Genomic DNA, 26857 nt, shown 5'->3' on the forward strand with positions numbered 1-26857 from the left:
TTCAAAACAAAATGAAACATGTGAAATGAAATGAAAACATCTTCGAACAGGATACTTCACATATCCACGGCACAATCAGAATTTCCGCTTGAAGGCTGTCCGTTCAGCACACCGGTTCCCTTGCCAAAAAAAGAACCGGACGAAGGATATCCGCTGCGCTCGTAAAATGATTTTGCCCTCCCCGCCGAATGTCCCGCGCACCATCGGACAGGGTCATTGCCGGGGCCACCGCAAATGGAGCCTCATGCCATGACGACCATCAGAACAATCCAGAAAACATACGCCTTCCACCACCCTTTCCACCTGAAAGGCTTCGATCACAGCTTCCCGGCGGGCTCGTACAATGTTGAAACCGAAGAAGAAATGCTCGAAGGGCTGTCTTTCGTTTCCTACAAGCGGACCGGAACCACACTGCATATGATCCGCACGGCAACCACCATCATTGAACCAAAAATATTCAATATCGACCCGCGCGATTTCGACCTTGCCGTGCTTCGTGATCGCCATCAATGTGCCGAGGAAACCGGATTGTCAGACGCGCCATCGATGATGTCGCGCGTCGACAAACTGGCAATCGAAAGAGGCGAAAACGAAGGCATGACGTCCCGTAAATAGGGGCCCAAAGGCACCATCTGCCGCGCCTCTGAATACGCCCAAAAGGCAAAACACCGCCCAGTGATACGGGCGGTGTTTTGCTTTGCGCAGGCCATAGTCGAAACCGGCATTTATAATCTAGCTGGTCGCCGATGCCCGACGATCCGATGGGCGTGCGGGCCGCACAAGGAACGTCCCCGCCACCACACAAGCCAGTGTCACGATCAGTTCCGGCCGCAATGTTTCCCCCAGAAGCAACGTACCCCCCGCAAGACTGGTCAGGGCCATGACATAGCCGATCTGGCTGAGGAATACCGGGCCTGCCACGCGCTGCAATTCGAAATGGCAGATATACATCATGCTGGCGACCGCCATCTGCACCCCGATGATCAGCCACGCCATGCCATTGCCGAAATCGGGCACATGCAACTGATCACGACCGGTTTCGAACCCAAGGCACAGGATCGCACTGGCCATCATCATGCCCGACGCCAGCGTCAGCGGCGACGCCCCCGCGGGCCATGCCACGGTCCGGTAAACATTGCCAATCGCCAGACTGACCGGGATCAGGGCCGCAATCAGCAGGTAAACCAGAAGGGTGCTATCGGGTGCACTGATCTGCGGCACATACAAAAACAGCACCCCGCAAAAACCGACCATCAACCCCATCAGGCGCTTGAATTGCGCGGTTTCAATCCCGATCCCCATCGAAATCAGGTATGTCATCAGCGGCGGCAGGGCGGTAAACACACCGGCCATCGATGCCCCGATATAGGGCACCATGAAATAACCAAGCCCCATCGGGATCGCGAGACTGACCAGACCGGCGACAAAATAATACCGGATATATCTGGCCCGCAACGGCGGCAAGCCACCCCGCCCGACCGACAATATCGCCAAAATCAACCCGGCACCAAGGCACTGCCAGAACAGATAGGAAAGGGCGGGAATACCTTCCTGTGCCGCAACCTTTGACAGCAGGATCGAACTGCCGCCCATCGTTCCGGAACCAATCAGCAATAAAACAGGTTTGAGCCAGGTGGCGCTCATGGTCTTGATCCTTCTTCGGGCCTGCGCGGATATGTGGGGCACGCAGGCAATTTCAATTTTGCTGAAACTAACACAACATTACCAGTCGATCTTGCCGCTATTTGATCGTAGTTTATTTCCCGTATGGAAATTATAGGGTTATTTGACCGGAATACGGGGAACAGGAATGGACCGTCTGCGCGCACTGGAATGTTTTCGTAAAATCGCCGAACGCGGCACATTTGCCGCCGCCGCCCGCGAACTCAATATGACACCCGGCTCGATGACAAAACATATCAACGCGCTTGAAGATCAGCTTGGCGTGCAGTTGATCGCGCGGACCACGCGCCGCATGAGCCTGACCGAAGCCGGCGAAACCTATCTCGCGCGGATTACCGGCATCCTTGATGACATGACCGATGCGGATGAAACCGTGCGCGATCTTAACGACGGGCCGCGCGGACGGGTACGCATCGCCGCCCCGATGTCGTTTGGCATCCGGCAACTGTCCCCGATGATTGCCGAAATGATTGATGCCTATCCCGAACTGACCATCGAACTTGAACTCAATGACAAGGTCGTCGATCTGGTGGACGAAGGATTTGATATCGCCCTCCGGGTCAGTGAATCGCTGCCCAATTCAAGCCTTATTGCCCGGCGATTATGCGGCTATTCCAGAGTCTTGTGCGCAAGCCCCGCCTATATCGCCAAATCACCCCCGCTAACCCGGCCAGAGGATCTGTTGCACCACAACTGCTTTGTTTACACCAATGACAGCCGCCCGGGTTTCTGGACCTTCGTTGATGGTAAACATGAACGCAGCATTCAGGTCAAAGGCCGCTTTTATGTCAACAGCAGCCTTGCGAAGCGTGACGCACTGTTGCAAGGTTGCGGCATCACGCTGACACCGCGTCTGGTTGTCGACGATTTACTGCAAGATGGCAGGCTTGTCAGTCTTCTGGATGATTTCGCCCCGCGCGAGCTGGGCCTTTATGCTATATGTGCACCGCAACGTCATAAACTGCGTAAAATCAGAACCGTGATCGATTTCATGGTGCGGAAATTGCGCGTCAATAATGATCAGAGCATTCGATGACATCGCCCAAAACCATTTCGAAACGTCTTCTGGCATCGCTGCCCGTCCTTGGTGTTCTGACCCTGGCAAACATCGCCCATGCCCAGCAAAACACCGCATCCGGTCCGCAATCGACCCGCACCCCCGATGATAAATGGGGGGTGTCGCTATCGGTTGAAAACGATCTGTTCACGAAAAACAATCAGGACCAGCATTACACCAACGGTGTCCGGCTTGCCTTCGTCTCCCCCGAAGACAGTGCACCCGAACCGGTCTTGACCGCGGCCAAGGCCGTTCCGTTTTTCGCCTCGAACGGCCGTATCCGCACCAGCTACGCCATCGGGCAAAGCATGTTTACGCCAAACGACATCTCGATTGCCGAAAACCAGCCCAATGACCGACCCTGGGCCGGCTTGCTTTATGGCAGTGTCGGGCTTCTGTCCGATACCGGATTGCAACGCGACGACGACAGCAACTATTCGCGCATCGACACCCTTGAACTGACCCTTGGCGTTGTCGGCCCTGCATCCTTTGCCGACAATACCCAGAAAGTCGTTCACGAGATGATCGACAGCCCCGACCCCAAAGGCTGGGACAACCAGATCCACAACGAACCGATCGTCAATCTGGCTTATGAACGCAAATACAGAAGCTGGTTCGAAGGCGATGTTCTCGGTCTTGAATATGACGCCACCCCGCATGCCGGTTTCATGCTGGGCAATGCCTATACCAATGCTGAGCTTGGCACCATGTTCCGGCTGGGCTTTGACCTGCCGGGCGATTACGGCCCGCCGCGCATCCGCCCAAGCCTGCCGGGTTCGGATTTCTTTGTCCCCGACACACGCGGCTTCCCCGTCAGCGGCTATCTGTTTGCCGGGGCTGCGGGCCGCTGGGTGCTGCGTGACATCACCCTTGATGGCAACACGTTCCGCGACAGCAATTCCATCGACAAGGAACCGCTGGTTGGCGATCTGCAAATCGGCTTTGCCGTCATTGTCGGTCAGGCGCGCTTTACCTACACCCACGTCTATCGTACCGCCGAATTCGAAGGCCAGGACAAGGGCGATCAGTTCGGGTCGCTGTCCATGTCCGTCCGTTTCTGACACCCAAATCGTATAATATTTTATACGAACTCAGCAAACTCCATCAACAAAGTATCAAAAACGATACTTTGTTAGTGACAAGTATCGTTTATTTTACTAAAATCAGCCATCAACAGCACAGTATAAAAGAAATTTTATAATGGCTCGATTGCGATACGGGATTGTGACATTCAAGGGCAATCGCGCAGGCATCCTGCGCGAAGAACCCGGTAATGCAACATCATTTGAATATGATCAGGGCTTTGATCACGACATTGCGTGCTGCCTGCCCGCTTCCCAACGCACACATTTACATCCAAATGGCCTGCACCCGTTCTTTTCGCATCTCGGCCCCGAGGGCTGGCTTCGCGAACGCCAAAGCGCCTTTGAAGACTTGGACACCAACGACGATTTTGGAATTCTGCTGGCATTTGCAGGCGATTGCATCGGTGCGGTCGGCATTATCGATCCCGAAGCAAAACAGGATCGCAGGTTAAAAACATCGACCCTGTCCCCGATGGATCAGGCGGCAAATACGGAACGCACCATCAGCGGTGTTCAGGCAAAAATACTCTGCAATGAAACAGATGACGGAAAACTGCATCCGGCCAAGCAGGATGAACCGGCACCGATCATTGCAAAATTCTCCTCTGAAAACCTGCCCGATCTTGTCGCCAACGAAGCTGGCACGATGGCGCTTTGCAAAACGCTTCTTCCCAAAGGCGAAGTCGCGCACACATGGCGCACCTTCGTCACCGGCATCCCCGATGCGGCCCTTGCGGTCCGGCGCTTTGATCGACAGGGTGCTGCCATGCAAACCAAACTGCGCTGCGAAGATTTTGCGCAAATTCTTGGCGTCACACCGGGCCGCGATCACCGTGGAAAATACAATGCGTCCTATGGCGATATTGGCCGGGCTCTCTCGTTTTCCAGTGCGCCGCTGATTGATGCAAGGCGCGCTTTTATCAGGCTCGCGGTTTATGTGCTTCTGGGCAATGTCGATTGCCACATCAAAAACTGGAGCCTTCTGGAAACGCCAAATGGCCTCAGATTATCCCCCGCATACGATGTTCTGAACGGGTATATCTATGGCGCTCAGGGATACACCACCCGCTTTGGCTTGCTGGTCAATGACCAACGCCTGCAATGGGAAAACTATGACCGGGACCTCCTGCTTCGGATCGCCCCGGAATTTGGCCTGCCGCGAAAGGCCGCCGAATCAGCCTTGAAACAGCTTTATCGCAAAAAAGAACCCCTGTTTAAAAACCTGAAAGACAGGATTCTGCTATCCGAAGAAAAATCGTTCCGCTACGCCAACACCGTCAAGGAAGCATGGGAAAGAATCTATGACTGAAAAGCTCCCGTCCCTTCAGGAACTCGGACGCCGCGTGCAGGAAGCCCGCAAACGGGAAAACCTGTCGCAGGTCGCCTTGGCCGAACTGATCGGCATCAGCCACGTCACGATTGTCCGCCTTGAAAAGGGCGAAGGCAATCTGCGGCTGGAAAACGCGTGGAAGGCGCTATCCGCCCTTGGTCTCGTCGATACCTCGTCTTCCGACAACACCTGATCCACATAAAAAACGGGGCCGCTTTGGCCCCGTTTTGCATTCATCTGACAGGTCGGGCGCTCTTAAAGCCCCGGAATAAGCTTGCCCGGGTTCATCAGTCCCTTGGGATCAATCGCCGATTTGATGGCACGCATCAGGGCAATCGTATCGGGGCCATGTTCGGCTTCCATGAAATCAAGCTTGCCATAACCGATGCCGTGTTCGCCCGTGCAGGTCCCGCCCAGTTTAAGCGCACGTTCCACCATACGATCATGCAGGCGTTTGGCTTCGGCCATCTGTGCCGGATCTTCAGGATCAAGCAGGATCAGGGTATGGAAATTGCCATCGCCGACATGGCCGACAATCGTGCAGGTCAGCGGGCTGGCATCGCAATCGGCCCGCGTTTCGCGGATTGCCTCGGCCAGTTTTGAAATCGGCACGCAAACATCGGTCGGCATCCCGGCCTTCCCCGGTTCAAGCTGCAGCGACGCGTAATACGCCTTGTGGCGTGCCGCCCACAATTTGTTGCGGTCTTCCTGACGGGTCGCCCACTGGAATTCCTCCGCACCAAATTCCTCGGCCACCGACTGCACAAATTCCGCCTGTTCCTTCACGCCCGCTTCGGTGCCATGGAATTCGAAAAACAGGGTCGGGGCTTCCTTGTGATCGGTCTTGGAATAATTGTTGATCGCCCGGATTTGCATTTCATCAAGGAACTCGATCCGTGCCACCGGAATACCGGCCTGAATGGTCAGGATCACGGTATCGACCGCCGCATCAACACTCGGAAACGCACAGACCGCAGCCGACATCGCTTCGGGGATGCCATACAGCTTCAAGGCGATTTCGGTAATCACGCCAAGTGTCCCTTCGGACCCGACAAACAGGCGTGTCAGGTCATAACCCGCCGATGATTTGCGCGCCCGGTTGGCGGTCTTGATGATCTTGCCATCCGGTGTCACCACCGTCAGGTTCAGGACATTGTCGCGCATGGTGCCATAGCGCACCGCATTGGTGCCCGATGCACGCGTTGCCGTCATGCCACCGATGGACGCATTCGCCCCCGGATCAATCGGGAAAAACAGACCGGTATCGCGCAGATGATCGTTAAGCTGTTCGCGCGTCACCCCGGCCTGAACCCGGCAATCAAGGTCCTCGTTATTGACCTCAAGGATCGCATCCATCCGCGAAAGATCAATACAAATCCCGCCGCGAAGGGCCGCGACATGCCCCTCAAGCGAAGATCCGGTGCCAAACGGCACGATCGGAACTTCATACTGCGCGCAAAGGCTGACAACCTTCGCGACTTCTTCGGTCGAGGTGGCAAACACCACCGCATCGGGCGGGGACGCCGCGTGCCAGCTTTCATCCTTGCCATGCTGTTCAAGAACGGCGGCAGCGGTCGACAGGCGATCCCCCAGCATATCGCGCAGGGACGCGATCAGGCTTTCGGGGGTTTCAATGCGGTCATATTGGCGATGGGACATGACGTTCCTCTTGGTCTTTGGTGGCAGCCTGCCGCTATCACGCGGTAGCAAACGGGACGCATGCCCGGCAGGTCAAAATCTGGCCCCAGCCTAATCCGATACATTCAAAATTGGTATTACCTTTTGCCGCGAAATGCAAAAAACCGCCCGTGACGTTACGGGCGGTTTTGCAAATCCGGTCGCGATGTCCGGCTGTCTCAGACGCCAAGTGCTTCCTTGACCGCGGCCAGTCCGTCGCCGCCATCCTTGGTGGTAACGCCTTCAAGCCACGCATCAAGAACCGACGGGTCTTCTTTCAGAAGCTTGGTCGCGGCATCATTGGGTGCCATGCCATCATTGATGATCAGCCCCATCATGGTGTTTTCCATATCAAGGGTGAAGCTGACATTATCAAGCAGCTTGCCGACATTCGGGCAGGCCTTGGCAAAGTCGCCGCGCACCAGCGTATAGACATCCGCCCCGCCGTAATTCGGGCCGAAATATTCATCCCCACCTTCAAGATAGGTCAGATCGAACTGGTTGTTCATCGGATGCGGTGCCCATGCCAGGAACACGATCCAATCTTCACCGCGCTCAAGGCGCTTGGCCTGTGCCAGCATCGCCTGTTCGCTGCTTTCGACAAGTTCCCAGCCCTCAAGACCGAAATCACCGGCATCGATCATTTTCTGGATCAGCTGATTGGCCGGTGCGCCTGGCTCGATGCCGTAAATCTTGTGATCGAACTCGTCACCATGCTTGCCCAGATCGGCAAAGCTTTTGATGCCTTCGGCGGCAACATATTCCGGCACGGCAAGCGTGAATTTCGCCCCCTTCAGGTTCACACCCAGATTTTCAATGCCGCCCTTTTTCTCGGCCGCATCAACAAATTTCTGCTGGGCGGGCATCCAGTTGCCCTGAAACACGTCAACTTCCCCGGCACCAAGCATTTCAAAGGTCACCGGCACGGAAATGGTTTCAACCTTCTGCTCGTAACCAAGTGCTTCAAGAACCACACCGGTCAAGGCATTGGTCGATGTGATATCGGTCCATTGCGGATCGGAAAACACCACCGTGTCGCATTCTTGCGCATGGGCCGCGCCCGTCATGGCAATGCTGCCCAGAATAATGGCCGTTGCCCCCGCCGCCATCATTCCCCGTCGTCCCGCAAAACTCATGAAATTCTCCTGACTTTTATAATTGGTTTTCGATCCACGCCACCGCGCAGTTGATCCATCTGCACTTGATCCATCCGCACCTGGTCCACCGGCACTTGCTCCAAACGCCGGATCACACAGCAAGTTCCGCGATCTGCCCTTGGCATTCACAGAAATGATAGGTATCGCCGTCATGAATGGATGCCGCCAATTCTTGCCTATCGGAATTCCTGTGTGAAGGCCGCTTGCATCGATCATTGGTATCAATATAATTCATATCATGAAATTCCATCACATCCCCTCGCCGCATGCCCTGATCGCGTTCGAAGCCGCCGCCCGCTGCGCCAGCTTCACAGCCGCCGCGCGCGAACTGGGTGTGGGCCAACCCGCCGTAAGCCATCAGATCACCGCCCTTGAAGAACAGCTTGGCCATCCGCTGTTTCGCCGCAAACATCGCGGCGTGTCGCTGACCCGCGCCGGGCAGGAACTGTTTGACTGCATTTCGGTCGCATTCGGGCAGATCGACCGCACGGTGGAACGCATCAAAACAAGGCGCTCGGCCCGGCTCAGTGTCGGCACCGATTTTGCCTTTGCCTCCTTTATCCTGATGCCGCATCTGCCGGAATTCATCGCCCGCCACCCCGATATCGAGGTCAATGTCGTCACCAATCAGACCGGGCGTTTTACCGCCGACCAGAATATCGATATCGAAATCTCGTTTGATCATCACCGCCCCGAAGACGTGATGCTGATCCCCGAACAGGTCACACCGGTGTGCAGCCCCACCCTGCTTGAGGCGCGCGGCCATCCAAAAAACATCGCCGATCTGCGCCATTATCCGCTGATCCATCTCGATGATGAAATCGACCATCGCTGGTTTAACTGGGAAAGCTGGCTGCGCACCGCCGGGGTTCGGGAAACCGGCCCGCTTTACGGCCACCGGTTCAATACCTATCTGCTCGTCCTGTCGGCCACCCTTTCGGGGCAGGGGGTGGCGCTCGGCTGGACCGCCCTGTTGCAGCAGCACCTTAAAACCGGGCAGCTTGTCACCCTTGGCGATGTCACGCTGGGCTCGGACCGGGGATATGTCCTGTCCTGCCGGTCAAACACCCACCGGCAGGAACAGATCAATGCGTTTCTGCGCTGGATGCGCGAACTGGTTGCGCAAACCGCCGCCTAACCTTTGTTGCGATCCTTCGGCAGGGCTGCGGCAATCCGGTCGGCCAGCCTTGCAAACGGCAATGTCTGCAACCAGACCACCCCCGGCCCTTCAAGGGTCGTGACAAAAAGCCCCTCGCCACCGAAAAGCGCATTGGTAAAACCGCCAATGAATTTGATCGAATAATCAATCGATGGCGTCATCGCCACCAATGCCCCGGTATCAACGCGCAATGTCTGGCCTGCCTGCAAATCCTTGCGGATGATCGTCCCGCCCGCATGCACAAACGCCAGCCCGTCACCGCGCAGCCGCTGAAGGATAAAACCCTCGCCACCAAACAACCCGGCGCCAAGTTTCTTGGAAAAGGCGATATCGATATCAATGCCCGATGCCGCGCATAAAAACGCATCCTTCTGGCAAATGATCTCCCCGCCCAGTTCCGGCAAATTCATCGGCACCACCTTTCCCGGATAGGGGGCGGCAAAGGCGACATGCCCCTTGCCCGATCCTTCATGCACGAAGCTTGTGATAAAGAACCCCTCGCCGGTCAGCATCCGCTTGAAGCCGGAAAAAATCCCGCCGCCCGTGCCGGTCTGCATGGCAATGCCGTCCGACATATACATCATCGCCCCGGCTTCGGCGCGCACCCCCTCGCCCGGATCAAGTTCGATCTCGACAAGCTGCATTTCCTCGCCATGGATTTTGTAGTCGATCACGTCTGCCATCGGGGCGTCTCCCTCTTCGGGCTTTGGTTAAATCTTCGTCATTGATCAAGTTCAGCATGACCGCCCCCTGATCGCAACCAAAAGGGGCGAAATTTCGTCTCCTGTCATCGCAACAACACCAAGCACTTGTAAAAACACCCAAATCGCACGAGGATGAGGTGATCAAGGGCAAGCCGGAGCACCCGGTGAACACCAGATCAGGGTCAAGGCATTTTCATCGCGTTTTCTGGCTGCTGCCACTTCTGGCCGCAATCCTGTCTTCCTGCGCGCCGCGCGATCCCTATCAGTTCAATATCTGCCGCCTTGCCCTGCCGGGGATCGAGGATGCGGATAAACAGATCCGCCTTGTCACCCGGTTTGACGAAACCTCTGATGGCAATGCGATTACGCTGCGCTATCAGTTGCTCGCCCCCGGTGAAATCCCCCTGCCCTCGACCGAAACCCACGCCATCACCTGCCATTTCGAAGCCGCCACCAAACCCAATACCCCAACCAACCTTTATGCGATTGAAACAACCCGCCTTGGCCCGGTATCAGACGCGCATATGGTGTTGCTGAAACGATTCTGGATTGAACGGGTCGGGCGCACCGCCCTTGAAAACTATATCGATCCGGAAAGCCACGGCCTGCGCGCCGATGTGCCCGATATCGGGCTACCTGCGGCCTATGCCACCCAACTGGTGCTAAGCGGTTTGGCGCGCGGGGCGATTTACGGCTTGCTGGCCCTGTCCTTTACCCTGATCTATGGCCTGATCGGGCGGATCAACCTTGCCTTTGGCGAGGTGGTCATGACCGCTGCCCTTGGCACCATCATCACAAGCCTGTGGATTTCAAACATGTTCGGCTGGCTGATCCCGGTGATGGTGGTGGGATCGGTCATGATGGCGGCCTTTGTCGGATCGGGGTTAAGCCACCTGACATGGCGCAATGTGTTCGGGCCCCTTGGCCGAAAGGCTGCTGGCGGACGGGCGATGATTGTCGCATCACTTGGCTGTGTGCTGGTCATTCAGGAATTTATCCGGATTGTCATATCCGCGCGCAATTTCAATCTGCCGCCGATCTGGCAGTTTTCCGTGCCGCTTCTGCGCGGTGATCATTTCGTCGTCCGCCTGCATGGGTTCGATATGCTCGCTATTGGCGGCGCGGTTGCGGTTGCGGGCGTTCTGATCTGGATCATGGGCAAAACCGCGTTTGGCCGCAACTGGCGCGCGATCAGCCAGGATCGGCTGGGGGCCGCCCTTTGCGGGGTGTCGCTTTCGCGCACTGAATCCCAATCCTTTGTTCTGGCAGGATTTTTATGTGGCCTGACCGGTGCAATGCTGGCCCTTCGTTATGGTGTCATTAATTTTCACAGTGGTACGCTTTTCGGGTTCAAGGCACTGACTGCCGCCATCCTCGGGGGAATTGGCCGGATGCGCGGTGCGTGGCTGGGCGGGTTATTGATCGGTTTGACCGAAACGCTATGGTCGGGATATTTCGGCGGGGCCTATCGCGATGTGGCGGTTTTCGGGCTTCTGGCGGCAATCCTCGTGCTGCGCCCTCAGGGGATTTTGGGGATAAATGACAGACATGACAGCTTGTTCTCCGCACGAAACGGACAAATATAAAAGGAACGGACCCCTGAAACGTCTGGTCACGTCGCTTGGGGCGCAAAGACCGCAACCATCAGGGAAATGGAGGGACCGGGGGCGTCAGGATATGGTGCAGTTCAAGACCCGCGACTGGCTTGCCGATGATGATGCCATCGCGCCGTCACTTGAAAAGTGGCAGCGTGCGGTCGATCTCATGACCGAACTTCTCGGTGCCAGTGCCGGCTTCATTGTCGAATATAATGACCGGCTGGGTTACCGCGCCGCCGTCACCAGCACCAATGACGCCAATCCCTATGCCGGATGCGACAGCACCGTCACCGGCCTGGACACCAACATTTTCTGCCGACAGGTCATCGCGCAGGGCGGCAGTTTTTACGAACCCGATGCGCGTGGCAAATCCGAATGGGCCGATAACCCGGAACTGACCGAGGACGGTTTCTGTTCCTATTTCGGGGTGCCAGTCACATGGTCGAACGGCACGATCTTTGGCACGATCTGCGTGTTTGACTGCAAACCCACCCAATATTCCGACACCCTGCAAAAACTGATCGAAACCATACGCGACCTGATCGAAGCCGACCTTCGGCTCTATGAACAGTTTCAGATCATGCGCAGCATCTCGCTATCTGATCAGTTGACCGGGCTTAACAACCGCGCCGGGTTTGAAATGCTGGCCCAGCAGAAAATCCGCATCGCCAAACGCTATCACCATCATATCGGCCTGATCTTCATCGATCTCGATGACATGAAACACTGGAACGATGATTATGGCCATGCCGCAGGGGATGCCGCACTCAAGGCCGTGGGCGCGGCCATCACCGCCTCCATTCGCGAGGTCGATATCTGCGGGCGGATCGGCGGCGATGAATTTGCCATTCTGGGCTATGTGCGCAATCGCGGCGATTTGACCACCATCATCACCCGCATCCGCAATGTGTTGCAAACGACCAGAATTTCGGTGCCGGGATCAAAAAAACCGATCCACGAAACCCCGAAAATAAGCGCCGGGGCCTCGGTCTTTTTCGAACCGGTCAAGGAAAGCCTCGAAGAAATGATGGATATGGCCGACCGGGAAATGTATCGCGACAAAAACCGCAAAAAATAAATCGCCTTTTTATCGTCCCTTGTGTGCCACATCACTGCACGCGACCTCAAAAAATGCGACTTTCACCCAAAGTTCAACCTGTGCTGTGGTGACATTCAGACACACCTTTGGTATGAGCCTCCCACGACAGTCAGGATCAGACTCAAAACGTGACAACAGCCCGAAAACCCGCATGTTCCGGGCACCGACTATCGCCTGAAAAGACGCAACAATAAAAAGACAACGAGCCACGAATGCAGATCCGCAAAGGCACGGCCAACGACCTCCCCTTCATCCGCGACCTTACCAAACGCGCTACCGATTCAACCTATTTCATCGAAGGCATGGGCGATGCCGCGACCGCGACGGTTGCCCGCTATGTCGATATGTCGACCGGTGTGTTTGAAAATGCGCTTTCAAGCGACAATCACGGCGTCATCGTCGCAACCCAGGGCGACGACCTGCTGGGCTATGTCATTGTCATACATGACAATCCCGAAATCGACTGGATCATGGTCGACCCGGCGGCACATGGGATGGGCGCGGGCAAGGCATTGATGATCGCAGCCCTTGATGCGCTGGCCGAACGCAAACCGCATGCGACCGTCAGACTCTCCGTCGTCGCGCACAACGAACGCGCCAAGGCGTTCTACCGCAAATTCGGCTTCCTCGTCACCGGCCCGATCCCGGGGCGCGATATTCCGACCGTGGAGATGCAGCGGGCGGCCTGATTCCAGCTACCACCCATATAACGAAGAGTTCACGCGCTTGCCGACTTCCGTTCGCTGGAACAATACGTCTAGCATGAAATCAGCGACGTCCAAACTGGCTGAAGAAGCGCATTTGTCTCTGATGCGCTCCATATCCTCTGTTTGCAACGTTAAACGGCCTAGTATTAAGGCAAGTAGAAACTCCAGAACGGCCTCTCCTTGTGGTTTATTTCGATCATTCAAACAATCGATGATCAAATCACCCATCTGCTTACTAAAGTTATCATTTTCAAGGAAATTCAATTCTACGGGCTGAGCAGCTCTTAAGAAGGCCGCCTGTATCACACCATCATTGTAACGCGCAAAAGTTGTAGGAGAGAGAACGGAATGCTCAAACTCATTGTTTACAAGCTGGCTAGCTTTATCAACCGCATCATCCAACCTCAATCGATGCAGCAACGTTGATGCAACTGCATAAACATCTGCTTGAGAAATACTCTCACAAGAGAAACCTTCCTCAACAAAAGCAAAATTATCCCGAAGATGATAAACTATATCATCAACTGAGTTTAAGAATACATTATCTATTAAATCACCATCTTGCAGTTGATTACGGCGATTAATGAAAAATCTTCTAACTAATTCTCCGTGGTCAGTTTCCCAATCATCAGTGTCATCGATAATGATACTGACAAGCTCCCTTTCTTCCCTCCAAGAGCAAAAATTCTCTCGTCTCGGTATATGCAAATCAAGAAGCCTCTGGAAAGAATGCCGCTTATATTCCAAATTTGATTCTAGAAATTTTGTGTCTTTAACAGACTCAGTCATACATATACCACTGAGGTATATTCTATGGGACTTCGGTGCGACATCTCTTAAAGATTGACTTACTTGGAGAAATTTACGCCCGCGTCCAATTGCTCCTCCCACTACAATAACAGCGCCGTTAGATTCTTTTAAGTCATCCACATCATCCAGTTGGGAGCTAGATATGATTTGTATGCTTTTCCCAAGTGCTTTTTTTAACTCGTCACTAATTATTTGAGCAGCTGACTTGGAACCTTCATCTCCATCTAACTCTATAATTGCCGAAACAGACACGGGAATATTCCGCCTGACAATATCCTCTATCCAATCCTTGAACGCTTTGCAGGCAACTATATTCTCAGGTCGGACCCATAAAGGATAAACTGAATCCTCATAACCAAGACAAAAGCATGAGAATATTGATTGCCCTAACATGCTTTGCAGAATATCTCTTGTTGCTTTTGGCAAATCACTCTTTGCTGGAGTAACACCTTTTGCTTGAGAAAGCCCGACCACAAACTGTTCTCCAAGCATTCTCAGTGGTCGCGCCCCCTTTACACGATCACTATCAAGCACAGGATGAACTTTGTACCCATTAGGGTTTGCCTCTTTGTCTTTCCGCAAATCACAAATAACGTTTTCGTCGGGGAAAATTTCGTCAGAAAGTTTAAACAAGGTGAGAATCTTAGTTTTTTCATCAATCTTGTTTTTAATTTTTTCGAACAGTTTCCCCGATTGAGATGCAGAAATTATAACTAAATTTCTCTCCCCAAGACTAAAAACATGCCCTTCAATACCTTGATAAGATTTGAAGTTATGCACTTGAGGAAAGGAACTACCTTTTCTCAATAGAAAGGAAGCATAAATCACACTAGTTATCGTCGATGTATCAACGTGGACCCTAGTTAAGCTGTCATCCATGTAAGGTAAGAGACTAAAGGCGATAAATAACACCTCACTTCCTTCTGATAGAGCGTTAGAAGCTCTAAGAAAGTAACGCCGCCGGTCTTTTACATTTTGCTCAATTTTCTGAGAATTAGTGAAATAAGCTGTATGACCAGCATCCAACATCGCTGATCTTTTTCTAAATATCTGAGTCATCCCTTGCCTAATGAGGCTGGAACGAAACCCACAGCTCACAACCAGATCACTAGAACATCTTCCCCATGAGCTAATTCTTTTTAGGCCTAGTAATTCACCTTTTGAGTCAAATTTTAAAAGGTAGATGTCCGACTTATCATTTACCGGCAAGGACCTTTGCTCGATTGCCTTAGGTCGCTGAAGAACAGAGGAGTAATCAGCTTCGTTCAAGATTAAAACTATTTTATGAGGACACAAGCCTCGGTCCGTGACGAACTTGACCGCATCTTCATATTCGTCAGAATCAAAGCCCTCCCCACAGAACATAATAACAATACGATCAAATGCGCTGACCCCTGACATAGAATAATTGAAACTAAAAATTGCTCCCATTACTTTAAACCTTATTTAATGGAATTAAAGCTGAGATTACGGTACCGCAAGCAGATGGCACTCTTGAAAGTGAACCCTTTTCCTTGTAATCCTCAAGTCTTATATCATCTTCTGTTATATCAGAGTCATCTGCTATTTTAAAACAATTAACTAGATTGAACACCCCCGTCCTCAGCATGAAAGCCCCTCCAAAGCTCTTAATTGCACCAATTATCAGGGGAAGACCATTCCCTCTAGCTGGGTTTACTTTTGACGTTTGACCAACTTGAAAAGATTTCTTTATAATTGGATATTGATCACTAAGGCTTTTTTCTTCTGCTTCCTGTTTTGTAATATTTTTATTTTTTGCAAGTAGCGTCTGTACTATTCCTGGGCCGGAATCAAAAACACTAATCTCGAGGAACTTCAGATTTTCCTCCCCCGGCCGCAATTGCCATCCAGAAAAATACTCTCTTAGGCTTGGGTATTTATTACTTTCAGAAACAATATTTTCCTTAAGGACATCATGATATTTAAAAACAACCCCCCTTACTGATCGCTGCAACTCATGACCAGACACGTCATACCTCGCGTGATCGTGTGTATTGAGAAAAGCTTCATACACAAAAGTTGAAATATCACCTATTTTTTCCCGCACCATACCGTCTTTTATGTCCGGACAGATACGTTCCAATATTGATCTAACAATATAAGAAAACTCTTTCTTGTCCCTAACCTTTCCCAATTCATTATATATTATTGGGTTATTTTTTAATTTCTTGGCATTGTCTATATTAAATATATAAGCAACATCACCACACACAATATCAGAAATATTCTTCGTATAAAACTTACGAACAAAATGTTCTGATTTTTCCATTGCCAATCGACGACTTACTTTATTTCCATTCTTAAAAACAACATAAGAACAAAAATTGAGTGCAGATACTCCATACAAACTAGAAGCGAACTCTCGAAAGGCCTGACTGCCTTCATCTTCAGCCGGTAAAACCAGAGCATTATTGAATTTATACCCAGACCAAGAGAATATTAACTGCAAAAAACGAGAATATTCACAGTATCCAGCCAAATTAATTTGATCATCAATAATCAATTCCTCTTTTGAAGAAGAAATTTCCTTTATTATATTGTCGAACTTTTCCAGAGAAAAATGATTAGGTATACTCGACATAGATTCACCAACTATTTTCAAATTTCACTCACCGAAATGAGTGCAATACATAACTGTAAAACAACTAAAGATGCTTATTCAAGACGTTAAGTAGTTCACCGTAGATTGATAACAAAAATACGCTTCCCCTACTGCGCTACGTTCTCGGCCACGACATTTTTTGTACCGTTTGAACGATCCGAACGGGCTCCCCTCACACGTGACACAGAACATTAAGAAGCCTGCCCGCCGGATCGCGAACATAAAACCGTTTCACACCCCACGGCTCAACCGCCGGGCCGTATTCGATCTCGATCCCGGCTGCTTTGATGCATGCCAGCATATCCTCAAGGTCATCGACCTCGATTGAAAGATCGGGCACCGGGGTGCCGGAACCGCCTTCGGTCGCGAAGCTGACCTGCGGCATTGTCTTTTGCCTCTCGGCGGCAAAGGTCACGATCCAGCCGTGATCCATCACGCAGTCAAGGCCAAGGACATCCTCGTAAAACGCCCTGACCTTTGCGATATCATCGACGGCAAAGTTCGAAACGATGCGTTTGACGGCCATGGGATGCCTCCTGCTTTAATGCCTCCTACTGCGCTGCCCGTTCCCCTGCGATATTCGCATGGCGTTTGAACGGCCCGAACGGGATTTCCTTGGGCGCGAAGGTTTCCGCCGATGCCCGATCCCAGCGTGAATACCAGTCATGCAGCCCCTCGATCTCCGGCCCGCCGGACACAAGGAACCCTTCGGGCAGGTAGGGATAGGCTTCGTTGCCATCAAGAAACTCGTTGTCCTTCTGGCGCACCATGAAGTGATAAGGCATGAAATTGCGCGGATCGGTCAGGCCCGCCGCCCCGGTAATTTCGGCCAGCGCATGCATGGTATTATGGTGGAACCGCGCCACCCGGTCGCTTTTGTCACCCACATTAAGGGCCCGCTGGCGCAGCGGGTCCTGGGTTGCGATACCAACCGGGCAATGGTTGGTGTGGCATGACTGCGCCTGAATGCAACCCAGCGCAAACATATACCCCCGCGCCGCATTGCACCAATCCGCCCCCAGCGCCAATGTCTGCGCGATATCAAACGCCGAAACGATCTTGCCCGCCGCCCCGATCTTGATCTGATCACGCACACCCGCACCGCGAAGGGCATTATGCACGAATGTCAAACCCTCGCGCATCGGCATGCCGACCCGGTTGGCAAATTCGACCGGGGCCGCACCCGTACCGCCTTCCTTGCCATCGACCACGATGAAATCGGGCAGAATACCGGTTTTCAGCATCGCCTTGACGATGCACATAAACTCGCGCCGATGCCCGATACAAAGCTTGAAACCGACCGGCTTGCCGCCCGAAAGATCGCGCAGTTTCGCGATGAATTCCATCAGGCCGACGGGGGTGGAAAACGTGCTGTGCGCGGCCGGCGATATGCAATCGATCCCCATCGGGATGCCGCGTGCCTCGGATATTTCCGGGGTGATCTTGGCGGCGGGCAACATGCCGCCATGGCCGGGCTTGGCCCCCTGGCTCAGCTTCACCTCGATCATCTTGACCTGCGGGTCGGATGCGGTTTCGGCAAAGCGTTCCTCGGAAAAAGTGCCATCATGGTTGCGGCATCCGAAATAACCCGACGCCACCTGATAAATCAGATCCCCGCCACCTTCGCGGTGATAGCGGCTGATGCTGCCCTCGCCGGTATCATGGGCAAAACCGCCCTTTTTCGCCCCCTTGTTCAGGGCCAGAATGGCATTGCCCGATAACGAGCCAAAACTCATCGCCGAAATATTATAAAGGCTGGCGTCATAGGGCTGCTTGCAGGCCGCCCCGCCCACCCGCACGCGAAAATCGATATCGGTGATGCTGGTCGGCGTGACCGAATGGGTCAGCCACGCATAGCCGGAACCATACACATCCTCGATCGTGCCAAACGGGCGCTTGTCCTCGACCCCCTTGGCGCGCTGATAGACAAGCCCGCGCGACTGGCGGCTGAACGGCACCTCGTCCTGATCGCTTTCGATCATATATTGCCGGATTTCCGGGCGGAAACTTTCAAGGATAAACCGGATATGCCCGCTAACCGGATAGTTGCGCAGGATCGAATGCCGGGTCTGGCGCAAATCAAACCAGCCCACCACCATCAACGCGCCAAAGATCGCCACCGGCACCCAGAACCAGACATCGACCGCAGCAGCACAGATCAACGAGGCAAAAGTCAAAAGCGTCACACCGGCCAGAACCGCATAACGCTGATTCAAAATCAGAAACTTCACAGTGATCTATCCCATCCAATATTGCGGGGGCTATTTGATGGTCCGGCACCCGATTGCAGGTCATCCGGATTTCCAATCATTGTTCATTTAATCCGGCATCTCAATGCCAATGTCTGGAATTCATAAAAAAGCCGCCGGTTTCCCGGCGGCTGCAAGTCTGACAGGTAACACCCTGTCGGGAACACCCCGTGATGAGGGGCGGGTGTTCCCGGATGTCCTGTCGGCTCTGAGTATTGTGATCAGGCTTTGCCGTAACCGCCGCCACCCGGCGTCTCGATGATGAAGACATCACCGGGATACATGGTGGCACCGTCAGTACCTTTAAGTTCCTCGACCGTGCCGTTGGTGCGTTCAATCGCATTGCGGCCAAGCTTGCCCGGCTCCCCGCCGCCAACGGCCTGAACCGGCACGCGACGGTGGTTCGACAGGATCGATGCGGTCATTTCTTCAAGGAAGCGCACCCGGCGTACCGTGCCGTCCCCGCCCTTGTGCTTGCCTGCCCCGCCGGACCCTTTGCGGATGCCAAAGCTTTCAAGCAGAACCGGGAAACGCCATTCAAGGACTTCCGGATCGGTCAGGCGCGAATTCGTCATGTGCGAATGCACACCCGATGTCCCGTCATAATCCGGGCCCGCACCGGTACCGCCACAGATGGTTTCATAATACTGGTGCGTATCATTGCCCCAGGTGAAGTTGTTCATCGTGCCCTGCGCACCCGACATCACGCCAAGCGCGGCATAGAGCGTATCCGTCACATGCTGCGATGTTTCAACGTTCCCGGCAACCACGGCGGCCGGATAACGCGGATTGAGCATCGATCCTTCCGGCACGATCAGGTTAACCGGCTTCAGGCACCCGGCATTCAGCGGAATGTCATCATCAACAAGCGTTCTGAAGACATAAAGAACTGCCGCCCTTGTTACCGCCGATGGGGCGTTGAAGTTGTTATCAAGCTGATCGGACGTACCGGTGAAATCAACCGTCGCCGAACGGGTTTCCTTATGGATCGTGACCTTGGCTTTCACCACCGCGCCATTATCCATTTCATAGGAAAACTCGCCGTCTTTGAGCACGTCGATCACACGGCGAACACTTTCCTCGGCATTGTCCTGCACATGGCCCATATAGGCATGCACAACATCAAGCCCGAAGTGATCGACCATCTTGCGCAATTCCTGCACGCCCTTTTCATTGGCGGCAATCTGTGCGCGCAGATCGGCGATGTTCTGATACGGGTTACGTGCCGGGTATTTCGCGCCCTCCAGAAGGGCGGTCAAACCGGCCTCGTCAAATTTGCCCTGATCAACCAGTTTGAAATTGTCGATCAGAACGCCTTCTTCCTCAAGAATGCGGGAATTTGGCGCCATGGAGCCCGGGGTGATCCCGCCAACATCGGCATGGTGGCCACGCGATGCGACATAGAACAGGATTTCCTTGCCATCATCACCAAACACCGGCGTGATCAGCGTGATATCGGGCAGGTGCGTGCCGCCGTTATAGGGATCGTTCAGCATATAAACATCGCCGGATTTCATTTTCCCGGCATTGTTTTCCATAACGGCCCGAACTGATTCACCCATCGATCCAAGGTGGACGGGCATATGCGGTGCGTTGGCAATCAGAAGACCTTCCTGATCAAACAGCGCACACGAGAAATCAAGCCGTTCCTTGATGTTGACCGAATAGGACGTGTTGGCAAGCGTGACCCCCATCTGTTCGGCGATATTCATGAACAGGTTGTTGAACACCTCAAGCATCACCGGATCGGCCTGCGTGCCAATCGCTTCCGACCGTTTCAACGGCACAACACGGGTCAGCACAAGATGATCCCGGCCATTGACCTTGGCTTCCCAGCCCGGATCAAGCACCGTGGTGCCGACCGGCTCGACAATCACCGCCGGGCCGCGCACGGTGGCACCCGGTTTCAGATCTTCACGTTTATAGAACGGCGTATCTTCGGATTTGCCATCAAACACCACCTTGCGGGTGGCAAGCGGATCGGGTCTGACGCCATCCTTGGCAACTTCGGCCTCGGCATCGGGCAGGCCTTGGGTTTCGCCAATCGCCTCGACCGCGACGGCCTCGACCACCAGCGGCTTTTCATCCATGACAAAGCCGTAACGCTGCTTGTGCTGTTCTTCGAACTGCGCCTTGATCGAGGCAACATCACCGAAATCAACGATCAACGGATTATCCGTGCCGTCATAACGCAGATGCAGCTTTTTCAGCATGCTGATCTTGGCATCCCCAATGCCCTGCTCATGCAGCTCGCCGCGCGCCTCAAGTGCCAGCGCATCAAGGCTTTCATCAAGCCCCGCAAGGGCAGACGTTTCAAGCTTCGCCTCGACCGCCTGTTCGCGCATTGCGCGGATATCGGCAAGCCCCATGCCATAGGCCGACAGAACCCCGGCAAACGGATGGACAAACACGCGTGTCATGCCCAGCGTATCGGCCACCTGGCAGGCATGCTGCCCGCCGGCCCCGCCAAAGCATTGCAGAATGTAATCGGTCACGTCATAGCCGCGCTGAACCGAAATCTGCTTGATCGCGTTCGCCATGTTTTCGACAGCAATCCGAAGGAACCCTTCGGCGACTTCTTCAGGCGTGCGGACCTGACCGGTGGCTTCCTTGATCTTAAGCGCCATGTCGGCAAAGCCCGCCTTGACCGCATCCGCGTCAAGCGGCTCGTTGCCTTCGGGGCCAAACACATTCGGGAAGAATTCCGGCTGAACCTTGCCCAGCATGACATTGATATCGGTCACTGCAAGCGGCCCGCCACGGCGATAGGCCGCCGGTCCGGGATTGGCACCGGCACTGTCCGGGCCGACACGGAAACGCGCACCATCGAAATGCAGGATCGACCCGCCACCGGCCGCAACCGTATGGATTTTCATCATCGGGGCGCGCATGCGCACACCGGCAACCTGGGTTTCGAAATCGCGTTCATATTCGCCGTCATAATGCGAAACGTCGGTCGATGTGCCGCCCATATCAAAACCGATGACCTGATTAAAGCCATCCATTTCGGCGGTCCGCACCATGCCGACAACACCACCCGCCGGGCCGGACAATATCGCATCCTTGCCCTGGAACTTCGCGGCATCGGTCAACCCGCCATTGGACTGCATGAACATCAGCTTCACACCGCCAAGCTCGCCCGCGACCTGATCAACATACCGGCGCAGGATCGGCGACAGATAGGCATCAACAACCGTGGTATCGCCGCGCGATACCAGTTTCATCAACGGGCTGACCTGATTGCTGACCGATACCTGGGTAAAGCCGATCTCACGTGCGATCTCGGCGGCTGCATTTTCATGGGCGGTATAACGATAGCCATGCATGAACACGATGGCACATGCCCGGATGCCGTCATCAAAGGCGGCCTGCAAGTCTTTACGCAGGTTCTCGCGATCAAGCGCGGTCAGTTCCTCGCCCTGCGCGTCAAAGCGGCCATCGGCCTCGATCACGCGCTCATACAGCATTTCCGGCAGCTTGATATTGCGATCAAACAGCTTCGGGCGGTTCTGATAGGCAATGCGCAGCGCATCGCGGAAACCGGTCGTGGTCACCAGAACCGTGCGATCCCCTTTGCGTTCAAGCAGGGCATTGGTCGCAACCGTGGTGCCCATCTTGACGGCCTCGATTTTCTCGGCCGGGATTTTCTCGCCCGCCGGGACGTCAAGCAGTTCGCGAATGCCCTGAATGGCGGCATCGGCATAACGTTCCGGGTTTTCCGACAGCAGCTTGTGCGTCAGAAGGCTGCCATCGGGTTTGCGCGCGACGATATCGGTAAAGGTACCGCCACGGTCGATCCAGAACTGCCATTTCGGCTGTCCAGTCGTCTGATCAGTGGTTTGCGAAGCGGGCGAATTTTGGGTGTGCGAAGCCATGATGCTTACTCCTTCAGCATCGTATTCAAACAAATCTTGCGAATGCGCCGACCGTTAAACGGCGCGGGTCAGCCGTTCATTTTCTGCGGAAGCCAGGTGGCGATTTCGGGGAAGACCGTAATCAGCAAAACCGCCAGCAAAAGCAGGAAGAAGAACGGCAGGGAAGCCCGTGCAATGGAAAACAGGTTTTTGCCCGTAAGCCCTTGCAGAACAAAAAGATTGAAACCGACCGGCGGGGTGATCTGCGACATTTCGACCACCAGCACCACATAGATGCCAAACCACAAAAGATCGATCCCGGCGGCCTGCACCATCGGCAGGATCACCGACGTGGTCAGAACCACCACCGAAATCCCGTCAAGGAAGCAGCCCAGCACGATAAAGAACACCGTCAGTGCCGCGAGCAACGCATAGGGCGAAAGGTTCATTTCCGCGATCCATGCCGCAAGCTCGCGCGGAATGCCGGTAAAGCCCATGGTGACGGTCAAAACCGCCGCCCCGGCAAGGATGAAACCGATCATGCACGATGTGCGCGTCGCCCCCATCAGGCCGTCAATAAAGCTCGCCCGGTTAAGCGACCCGCTAATGGCCGACAGGATCAGCGCACCGACCACGCCAAAGGCCGCAGCCTCCGTCGGGGTGGCAATCCCGCCATAGATCGACCCGATCACACTGGCAATCAGCACAATCACCGGGATCAGGCGGCCAGACGCCCGAACCTTTTCCATAAAGCCCATATCCGGCCCGGCAGGCGGCATCTTGTCCTTGTTCGCCGTCGCCCAGATCATGACAAAGCCCATGAACAGGATGATCAGCATCGCACCGGGCAGGATGCCGGCAATGAACAGGCGCGCAATCGAAAGCTCCGCCGAAACGCCATACACGATCAGGATGATCGACGGCGGGATCAGAAGCCCAAGCGTACCGGAACCGGCCAGCGTGCCAAGGATCAGCCGGTCGGCATAGCCCTGCTTGCGCAGTTCCGGGATCGACATCCGGCCAATCGTCGCCGCCGTCGCCGCCGACGACCCCGACACCGCGGCAAAAATCCCGCAGCCCAGAATATTGACATGCAACAACCGCCCCGGAAGCTTGTTCAGCCAAGGTGCCAGGCCGGTAAACATATCCTCGGACAACCGCGACCTAAACAGGATTTCACCCATCCAGATAAACAGCGGCAGCGGTGCCAGCGACCAGCTTGCCAGCCCCGACCACGCGGTCGTCGCGATGATCGGTCCGGTCTGCGCGCTGGTGAAAAATTCAAGTCCGATGACACCGACCGCAAATAACGACAATGCCACCCAAAGCCCCGCCCCCAGAAACAGGAACATCAACCCCATAAGGATCAGGCCGATTTCAAGTACTTCCATGACCGTCCCCCTATTCCGTCAGTTCGCTGGTTTCACGCGATGCAAAGCCGGGCGCACGACCGCGCGCCACATCAAACAATGCTTCAAGCATGGCGATGGTAAAAACAATCAGCCCGAACGCCATGGCGGCCTGCGGTATCCAAAGCGGAAAGGCCAGAACACCGGGCGACGTATCGCCATATGAAAAACTTTCCTCGGCCAGAACCGCCATCCAGTAGGCGAAATACCCGCCAAGAAAACTTGCCGCGGCAAGCGTGATGCTCTCGATCCCCCGGCGCAAACCGCCCTTAAGGTGCGATAACACAATCAGAACCCGGATATGGGTGCCCGCCCGAAGCGCCGGACCAAGTGCGAGGAACGTCCCCGCCGCAAGCGAGAAACCGGCAAGTTCATTGGCATCATGCACGGCAATTCCGACAAACCGGCCCAGCGACGAGGCCAGGATCAGCAATGCGATGGCAACCAGAAAAATGGCCGCTAACCCCGCACTGAATTTGAACAAATAATCTAATGATCTGCGCACAGCAGTCCCCTTTCCGCCCGCGGGATTTCCCAGTGGTGGCTAACAAGGGCAAAGCCCCTTCGGACAGTCATATCATGAATTTCGGCGGGGCGTCCCGATCCGGGCGTATTCACCCGGATCGGAAAAGTCGGTTCGTCGCTTACTTTTTATAAGCGTCGATGATGGCAGCCCCGGTATCACCGGCTTCTGCCTGCCAATCGGCAACCATCTGTTCGCCAACCTTGGCCAGACCGGATTTCAGCGCGTCGCTCGGTGCGGCAACATTCATGCCGTTATCGGCCAGAACCTTTTTCTTCTCGTCGGTTTCGGCCATGCTCATTTCCCAGCCACGCGTTTCGGCTTTGGCGGCTGCGTCCATGACGGCTTTCTGCACTTCCGGCGACAGACCGTCAAATGCCTTGGCATTGACGATCACCATGTTTTTCGGAAGCCATGCCTGAACGTCATAGAAATTCTGCACAAAGTCCCATGCCTTGGAATTCGCACCGGTCGAGGGCGAGGTCATCATCGCTTCGACAATGCCGGTCGCAAAGGCGGTCGGGATTTCCGGCACTTCAACCTGGGTGCCGACCATGCCGGTCAGGTCTGCCAGTTTCGACGTTGCCGAGTTATAGGCACGGAACTTCATGCCTTTAAGGTCATCAACCGTGCTGACGGGCTTGGCGGTATAAAGACCCTGTGCCGGCCATGCGACCGCATAAAGGACCTTAAGGCCATCACCGGCCAGTTTTTCTTCAATCGCCGGGCGCGATGCTTCCCAAAGCTTTTTGGCTTCGTCATAGCTGGTCGCAAGGAACGGGATCGCGTCAACGCCGTAAATCGGGTCTTCATTCGACAAAAGCGAAATCAGGGTTTCACCGGCCGGAACCAGACCGCGCTGCACCGAACGTTTGATGTCGGGGTGCTTGAACAGCGAACCACCGGAATGAACGGTGATGTCAAGCTCACCGCCGGTCGCTTCTTTCACGTCCTTGGCAAATTCGATGATGTTCTGGGTGTGGAATGTCGCGTCCGGATACGGGGTCGCCATATCCCATTTTTCGGCGGCCATGGCAAAACCGGCCGACATCGTGATTGCGGCAACTGCGACGGTGGAAAGTGCCTTTTTAAGCATCAGTCAAGTCTCCCTGTGTGTGATGAGGCCGACATGCATTTTTTCGCGCATCTCGTGACTCCGAAGTAGCCTCCCAACAGAACGGTCACATTTTACTGATAAATTGTCAATGTTATTTCATGGCTGATATGCATAATACGGGAAACGACGCAGGATATTTTATCGGCGTCATCCTGCCAGAATGCGCCATCAATATGATATTTCTCGATTTATGGCCGTGTGCTAGGCTCCCGCCACATCACAAACGGGAAAAAGCGAATGCAGAATCTTTCAGGGAAATCAGTCTGGATCACTGGTGCCGGAAGCGGCATCGGCGAGGCAATCGCAAAATCGCTTGCCGCGGCGGGTGCGCATGTCGCCCTGTCCGCACGGCGCGAAGAAACCCTTCTTACGGTCGCAAACGAAATCACGTCAGAGGGCGGAAAAGTCGAAATCCACCCGCTTGATATCAGCAACAGCGATCAGGTCCTTGATGCCGCCCGGAATATCAAAAATTCCATGGGCTCGATCAATGTCCTGATCAATTGTGCGGGCATGAACACCCCCAAACGGCATTGGCGCGATCTTGATATTGCCGACTGGCACCGCATCGTCGCGGTCAATCTCAATGGTGTGGCGAACACGGTTTGCGCAACCCTGCCCTTCATGCGTGATCAACAGGACGGACTGATCATCAATATCGCGTCATGGGCGGCAAAGCATGAATTTCCCGTCGCGGGCCCGGCCTATGTCGCGTCAAAACGCGGCGTTGTCGACCTATCGCACAGCATCAATCAGGAAGAAATGCACAACAATATCCGCTGCTGCTGCATAAGCCCCGGCGAAGTCGCCACCCCGATCCTTGACCAACGCCCCGTCCCGATCAAAGAAGACGAACGCGCCCTGATGCTAAAACCCGACGATCTGGCCGATATGGTCGCCTATGTCGTCGCCGCCCCGGCACGGGTTTGCTTCAACGAAATCATCATGTCCCCGACCCATAACCGAACCCTTCTGCCGCAGCCCTAAAACGCAGACATGAAAAAGGCAGCCCCGAT

Annotated in this window: 22 protein-coding genes; 10 read left to right on the forward strand and 12 right to left on the reverse strand. The window is 54.5% G+C overall.

Annotation, left to right across the window (positions count from 1 at the left end; genetic code table 11):
• Positions 1 to 249: 249 nt before the first annotated feature.
• The gene (locus tag P8T57_RS04270) at positions 250 to 615 is read left to right on the forward strand and encodes a hypothetical protein (protein ID WP_341364692.1); all 366 of its coding nucleotides are present in this window, start codon (positions 250 to 252) and stop codon (positions 613 to 615) included.
• 117 nt (positions 616 to 732) lie between these two features.
• Here P8T57_RS04270 and P8T57_RS04275 read toward each other — a convergent pair whose 3' ends face one another.
• Positions 733 to 1644: a DMT family transporter gene (locus P8T57_RS04275; RefSeq protein WP_341364693.1), complete on the reverse strand. Its 912-nt coding sequence runs from the start codon at positions 1642 to 1644 to the stop codon at positions 733 to 735.
• A gap of 166 nt (positions 1645 to 1810) precedes the next feature.
• Between P8T57_RS04275 and P8T57_RS04280 the strand changes: the two genes are divergently transcribed.
• From P8T57_RS04280 to P8T57_RS04295, 4 genes are all read left to right on the forward strand, one after another.
• The gene (locus P8T57_RS04280) at positions 1811 to 2719 is read left to right on the forward strand and encodes a LysR family transcriptional regulator (RefSeq protein ID WP_341364694.1); all 909 of its coding nucleotides are present in this window, start codon (positions 1811 to 1813) and stop codon (positions 2717 to 2719) included.
• A complete protein-coding gene (locus P8T57_RS04285) occupies positions 2716 to 3801 on the forward strand; it encodes a lipid A deacylase LpxR family protein (protein ID WP_341364695.1) in 1086 nt (361 codons plus the stop codon). The genes P8T57_RS04280 and P8T57_RS04285 overlap by 4 nt, the downstream gene beginning before the upstream one ends.
• A 139-nt stretch (positions 3802 to 3940) precedes the next feature.
• On the forward strand, positions 3941 to 5134 hold the full coding sequence (locus tag P8T57_RS04290) for a HipA domain-containing protein (protein WP_341364696.1): 1194 nt from the start codon (positions 3941 to 3943) through the stop codon (positions 5132 to 5134).
• Positions 5127 to 5348: a helix-turn-helix transcriptional regulator gene (locus P8T57_RS04295; RefSeq protein ID WP_007089695.1), complete on the forward strand. Its 222-nt coding sequence runs from the start codon at positions 5127 to 5129 to the stop codon at positions 5346 to 5348. Before P8T57_RS04290 ends, P8T57_RS04295 begins: the two co-directional genes overlap by 8 nt.
• Positions 5349 to 5410: 62 nt before the next feature.
• Here P8T57_RS04295 and P8T57_RS04300 read toward each other — a convergent pair whose 3' ends face one another.
• Together P8T57_RS04300 and choX are read right to left on the reverse strand one after the other, a co-directional pair.
• Positions 5411 to 6814 (reverse strand): FAD-linked oxidase C-terminal domain-containing protein, encoded by a 1404-nt coding sequence (locus P8T57_RS04300; RefSeq protein WP_341364697.1) that lies wholly within the window; start codon positions 6812 to 6814, stop codon positions 5411 to 5413.
• A gap of 197 nt (positions 6815 to 7011) precedes the next feature.
• Positions 7012 to 7968: a choline ABC transporter substrate-binding protein gene (gene choX, locus P8T57_RS04305; protein WP_341364698.1), complete on the reverse strand. Its 957-nt coding sequence runs from the start codon at positions 7966 to 7968 to the stop codon at positions 7012 to 7014.
• Between the two features lie 259 nt (positions 7969 to 8227).
• Here choX and P8T57_RS04310 point away from each other — a divergent pair, with 259 nt between their 5' ends.
• Positions 8228 to 9127, forward strand: coding sequence for a LysR substrate-binding domain-containing protein (locus tag P8T57_RS04310; RefSeq protein ID WP_037992202.1), 900 nt, complete (start codon positions 8228 to 8230; stop codon positions 9125 to 9127).
• Here the strand turns inward: P8T57_RS04310 and P8T57_RS04315 are convergent.
• Positions 9124 to 9831 carry a TIGR00266 family protein gene (locus P8T57_RS04315; protein WP_037992200.1) on the reverse strand — a complete coding sequence of 236 codons (708 nt, stop codon included), beginning with the start codon at positions 9829 to 9831 and terminating at the stop codon, positions 9124 to 9126. The genes P8T57_RS04310 and P8T57_RS04315 overlap by 4 nt on opposite strands.
• A gap of 185 nt (positions 9832 to 10016) precedes the next feature.
• On the opposite strand from P8T57_RS04315, the gene P8T57_RS04320 reads away from it, so the two are divergent.
• The 3 genes from P8T57_RS04320 (at position 10017) to P8T57_RS04330 (ending at position 13238) form a co-directional block, all read left to right on the forward strand.
• A complete protein-coding gene (locus P8T57_RS04320) occupies positions 10017 to 11438 on the forward strand; it encodes a branched-chain amino acid ABC transporter permease (RefSeq protein WP_341364699.1) in 1422 nt (473 codons plus the stop codon).
• 91 nt (positions 11439 to 11529) lie between these two features.
• Positions 11530 to 12528, forward strand: a complete 999-nt coding sequence (locus P8T57_RS04325) for a sensor domain-containing diguanylate cyclase (RefSeq protein WP_341364700.1) — start codon at positions 11530 to 11532, stop codon at positions 12526 to 12528.
• Positions 12529 to 12761: 233 nt separating this feature from the next.
• The gene (locus P8T57_RS04330; protein ID WP_063092577.1) at positions 12762 to 13238 is read left to right on the forward strand and encodes an N-acetyltransferase; all 477 of its coding nucleotides are present in this window, start codon (positions 12762 to 12764) and stop codon (positions 13236 to 13238) included.
• Positions 13239 to 13244: 6 nt separating this feature from the next.
• Here P8T57_RS04330 and P8T57_RS04335 read toward each other — a convergent pair whose 3' ends face one another.
• The 8 genes from P8T57_RS04335 to P8T57_RS04370 all read right to left on the reverse strand — a co-directional run bounded on the left by P8T57_RS04335 (position 13245) and on the right by P8T57_RS04370 (position 25820).
• Positions 13245 to 15497 (reverse strand): hypothetical protein, encoded by a 2253-nt coding sequence (locus tag P8T57_RS04335; protein WP_341364701.1) that lies wholly within the window; start codon positions 15495 to 15497, stop codon positions 13245 to 13247.
• Between the two features lie 4 nt (positions 15498 to 15501).
• Complete coding sequence (locus P8T57_RS04340; protein ID WP_341364702.1) at positions 15502 to 16689, reverse strand: hypothetical protein; 1188 nt, start codon at positions 16687 to 16689, stop codon at positions 15502 to 15504.
• Between the two features lie 172 nt (positions 16690 to 16861).
• Positions 16862 to 17215, reverse strand: coding sequence for a VOC family protein (locus tag P8T57_RS04345; RefSeq protein WP_341364703.1), 354 nt, complete (start codon positions 17213 to 17215; stop codon positions 16862 to 16864).
• A gap of 25 nt (positions 17216 to 17240) precedes the next feature.
• Positions 17241 to 18920: an FMN-binding glutamate synthase family protein gene (locus tag P8T57_RS04350; protein WP_341364704.1), complete on the reverse strand. Its 1680-nt coding sequence runs from the start codon at positions 18918 to 18920 to the stop codon at positions 17241 to 17243.
• A gap of 239 nt (positions 18921 to 19159) precedes the next feature.
• Positions 19160 to 22813, reverse strand: coding sequence for a hydantoinase B/oxoprolinase family protein (locus P8T57_RS04355; protein WP_341364705.1), 3654 nt, complete (start codon positions 22811 to 22813; stop codon positions 19160 to 19162).
• Positions 22814 to 22881: 68 nt separating this feature from the next.
• On the reverse strand, positions 22882 to 24183 hold the full coding sequence (locus P8T57_RS04360; RefSeq protein WP_037992186.1) for a TRAP transporter large permease subunit: 1302 nt from the start codon (positions 24181 to 24183) through the stop codon (positions 22882 to 22884).
• A gap of 10 nt (positions 24184 to 24193) precedes the next feature.
• A complete protein-coding gene (locus tag P8T57_RS04365; protein ID WP_037992184.1) occupies positions 24194 to 24706 on the reverse strand; it encodes a TRAP transporter small permease in 513 nt (170 codons plus the stop codon).
• Between the two features lie 139 nt (positions 24707 to 24845).
• Positions 24846 to 25820, reverse strand: coding sequence for a TRAP transporter substrate-binding protein (locus P8T57_RS04370; RefSeq protein ID WP_341364706.1), 975 nt, complete (start codon positions 25818 to 25820; stop codon positions 24846 to 24848).
• A gap of 258 nt (positions 25821 to 26078) precedes the next feature.
• Between P8T57_RS04370 and P8T57_RS04375 the strand changes: the two genes are divergently transcribed.
• The gene (locus tag P8T57_RS04375; protein ID WP_341364707.1) at positions 26079 to 26828 is read left to right on the forward strand and encodes an SDR family oxidoreductase; all 750 of its coding nucleotides are present in this window, start codon (positions 26079 to 26081) and stop codon (positions 26826 to 26828) included.
• Positions 26829 to 26857 lie beyond the last annotated feature (29 nt).

It is taken from the genome of Thalassospira sp. SN3W, from assembly GCF_038070535.1.
Classification (GTDB): Bacteria; Pseudomonadota; Alphaproteobacteria; order Rhodospirillales; family Thalassospiraceae; genus Thalassospira; species Thalassospira xiamenensis.

What these genes read in the sequence shown, in the direction of transcription:
- P8T57_RS04270 (WP_341364692.1), top strand. Translation starts at nt 250, where the DNA reads ATGACGACCATCAGAACAATCCAGAAAACATACGCCTTCCACCACCCT.
- P8T57_RS04275 (WP_341364693.1), bottom strand. Translation starts at nt 1,644, where the DNA reads ATGAGCGCCACCTGGCTCAAACCTGTTTTATTGCTGATTGGTTCCGGA.
- P8T57_RS04280 (WP_341364694.1), top strand. Translation starts at nt 1,811, where the DNA reads ATGGACCGTCTGCGCGCACTGGAATGTTTTCGTAAAATCGCCGAACGC.
- P8T57_RS04285 (WP_341364695.1), top strand. Translation starts at nt 2,716, where the DNA reads ATGACATCGCCCAAAACCATTTCGAAACGTCTTCTGGCATCGCTGCCC.
- P8T57_RS04290 (WP_341364696.1), top strand. Translation starts at nt 3,941, where the DNA reads ATGGCTCGATTGCGATACGGGATTGTGACATTCAAGGGCAATCGCGCA.
- P8T57_RS04295 (WP_007089695.1), top strand. Translation starts at nt 5,127, where the DNA reads ATGACTGAAAAGCTCCCGTCCCTTCAGGAACTCGGACGCCGCGTGCAG.
- P8T57_RS04300 (WP_341364697.1), bottom strand. Translation starts at nt 6,814, where the DNA reads ATGTCCCATCGCCAATATGACCGCATTGAAACCCCCGAAAGCCTGATC.
- choX (WP_341364698.1), bottom strand. Translation starts at nt 7,968, where the DNA reads ATGAGTTTTGCGGGACGACGGGGAATGATGGCGGCGGGGGCAACGGCC.
- P8T57_RS04310 (WP_037992202.1), top strand. Translation starts at nt 8,228, where the DNA reads ATGAAATTCCATCACATCCCCTCGCCGCATGCCCTGATCGCGTTCGAA.
- P8T57_RS04315 (WP_037992200.1), bottom strand. Translation starts at nt 9,831, where the DNA reads ATGGCAGACGTGATCGACTACAAAATCCATGGCGAGGAAATGCAGCTT.
- P8T57_RS04325 (WP_341364700.1), top strand. Translation starts at nt 11,530, where the DNA reads ATGGTGCAGTTCAAGACCCGCGACTGGCTTGCCGATGATGATGCCATC.
- P8T57_RS04330 (WP_063092577.1), top strand. Translation starts at nt 12,762, where the DNA reads ATGCAGATCCGCAAAGGCACGGCCAACGACCTCCCCTTCATCCGCGAC.
- P8T57_RS04335 (WP_341364701.1), bottom strand. Translation starts at nt 15,497, where the DNA reads ATGGGAGCAATTTTTAGTTTCAATTATTCTATGTCAGGGGTCAGCGCA.
- P8T57_RS04345 (WP_341364703.1), bottom strand. Translation starts at nt 17,215, where the DNA reads ATGGCCGTCAAACGCATCGTTTCGAACTTTGCCGTCGATGATATCGCA.
- P8T57_RS04355 (WP_341364705.1), bottom strand. Translation starts at nt 22,813, where the DNA reads ATGGCTTCGCACACCCAAAATTCGCCCGCTTCGCAAACCACTGATCAG.
- P8T57_RS04360 (WP_037992186.1), bottom strand. Translation starts at nt 24,183, where the DNA reads ATGGAAGTACTTGAAATCGGCCTGATCCTTATGGGGTTGATGTTCCTG.
- P8T57_RS04370 (WP_341364706.1), bottom strand. Translation starts at nt 25,820, where the DNA reads ATGCTTAAAAAGGCACTTTCCACCGTCGCAGTTGCCGCAATCACGATG.
- P8T57_RS04375 (WP_341364707.1), top strand. Translation starts at nt 26,079, where the DNA reads ATGCAGAATCTTTCAGGGAAATCAGTCTGGATCACTGGTGCCGGAAGC.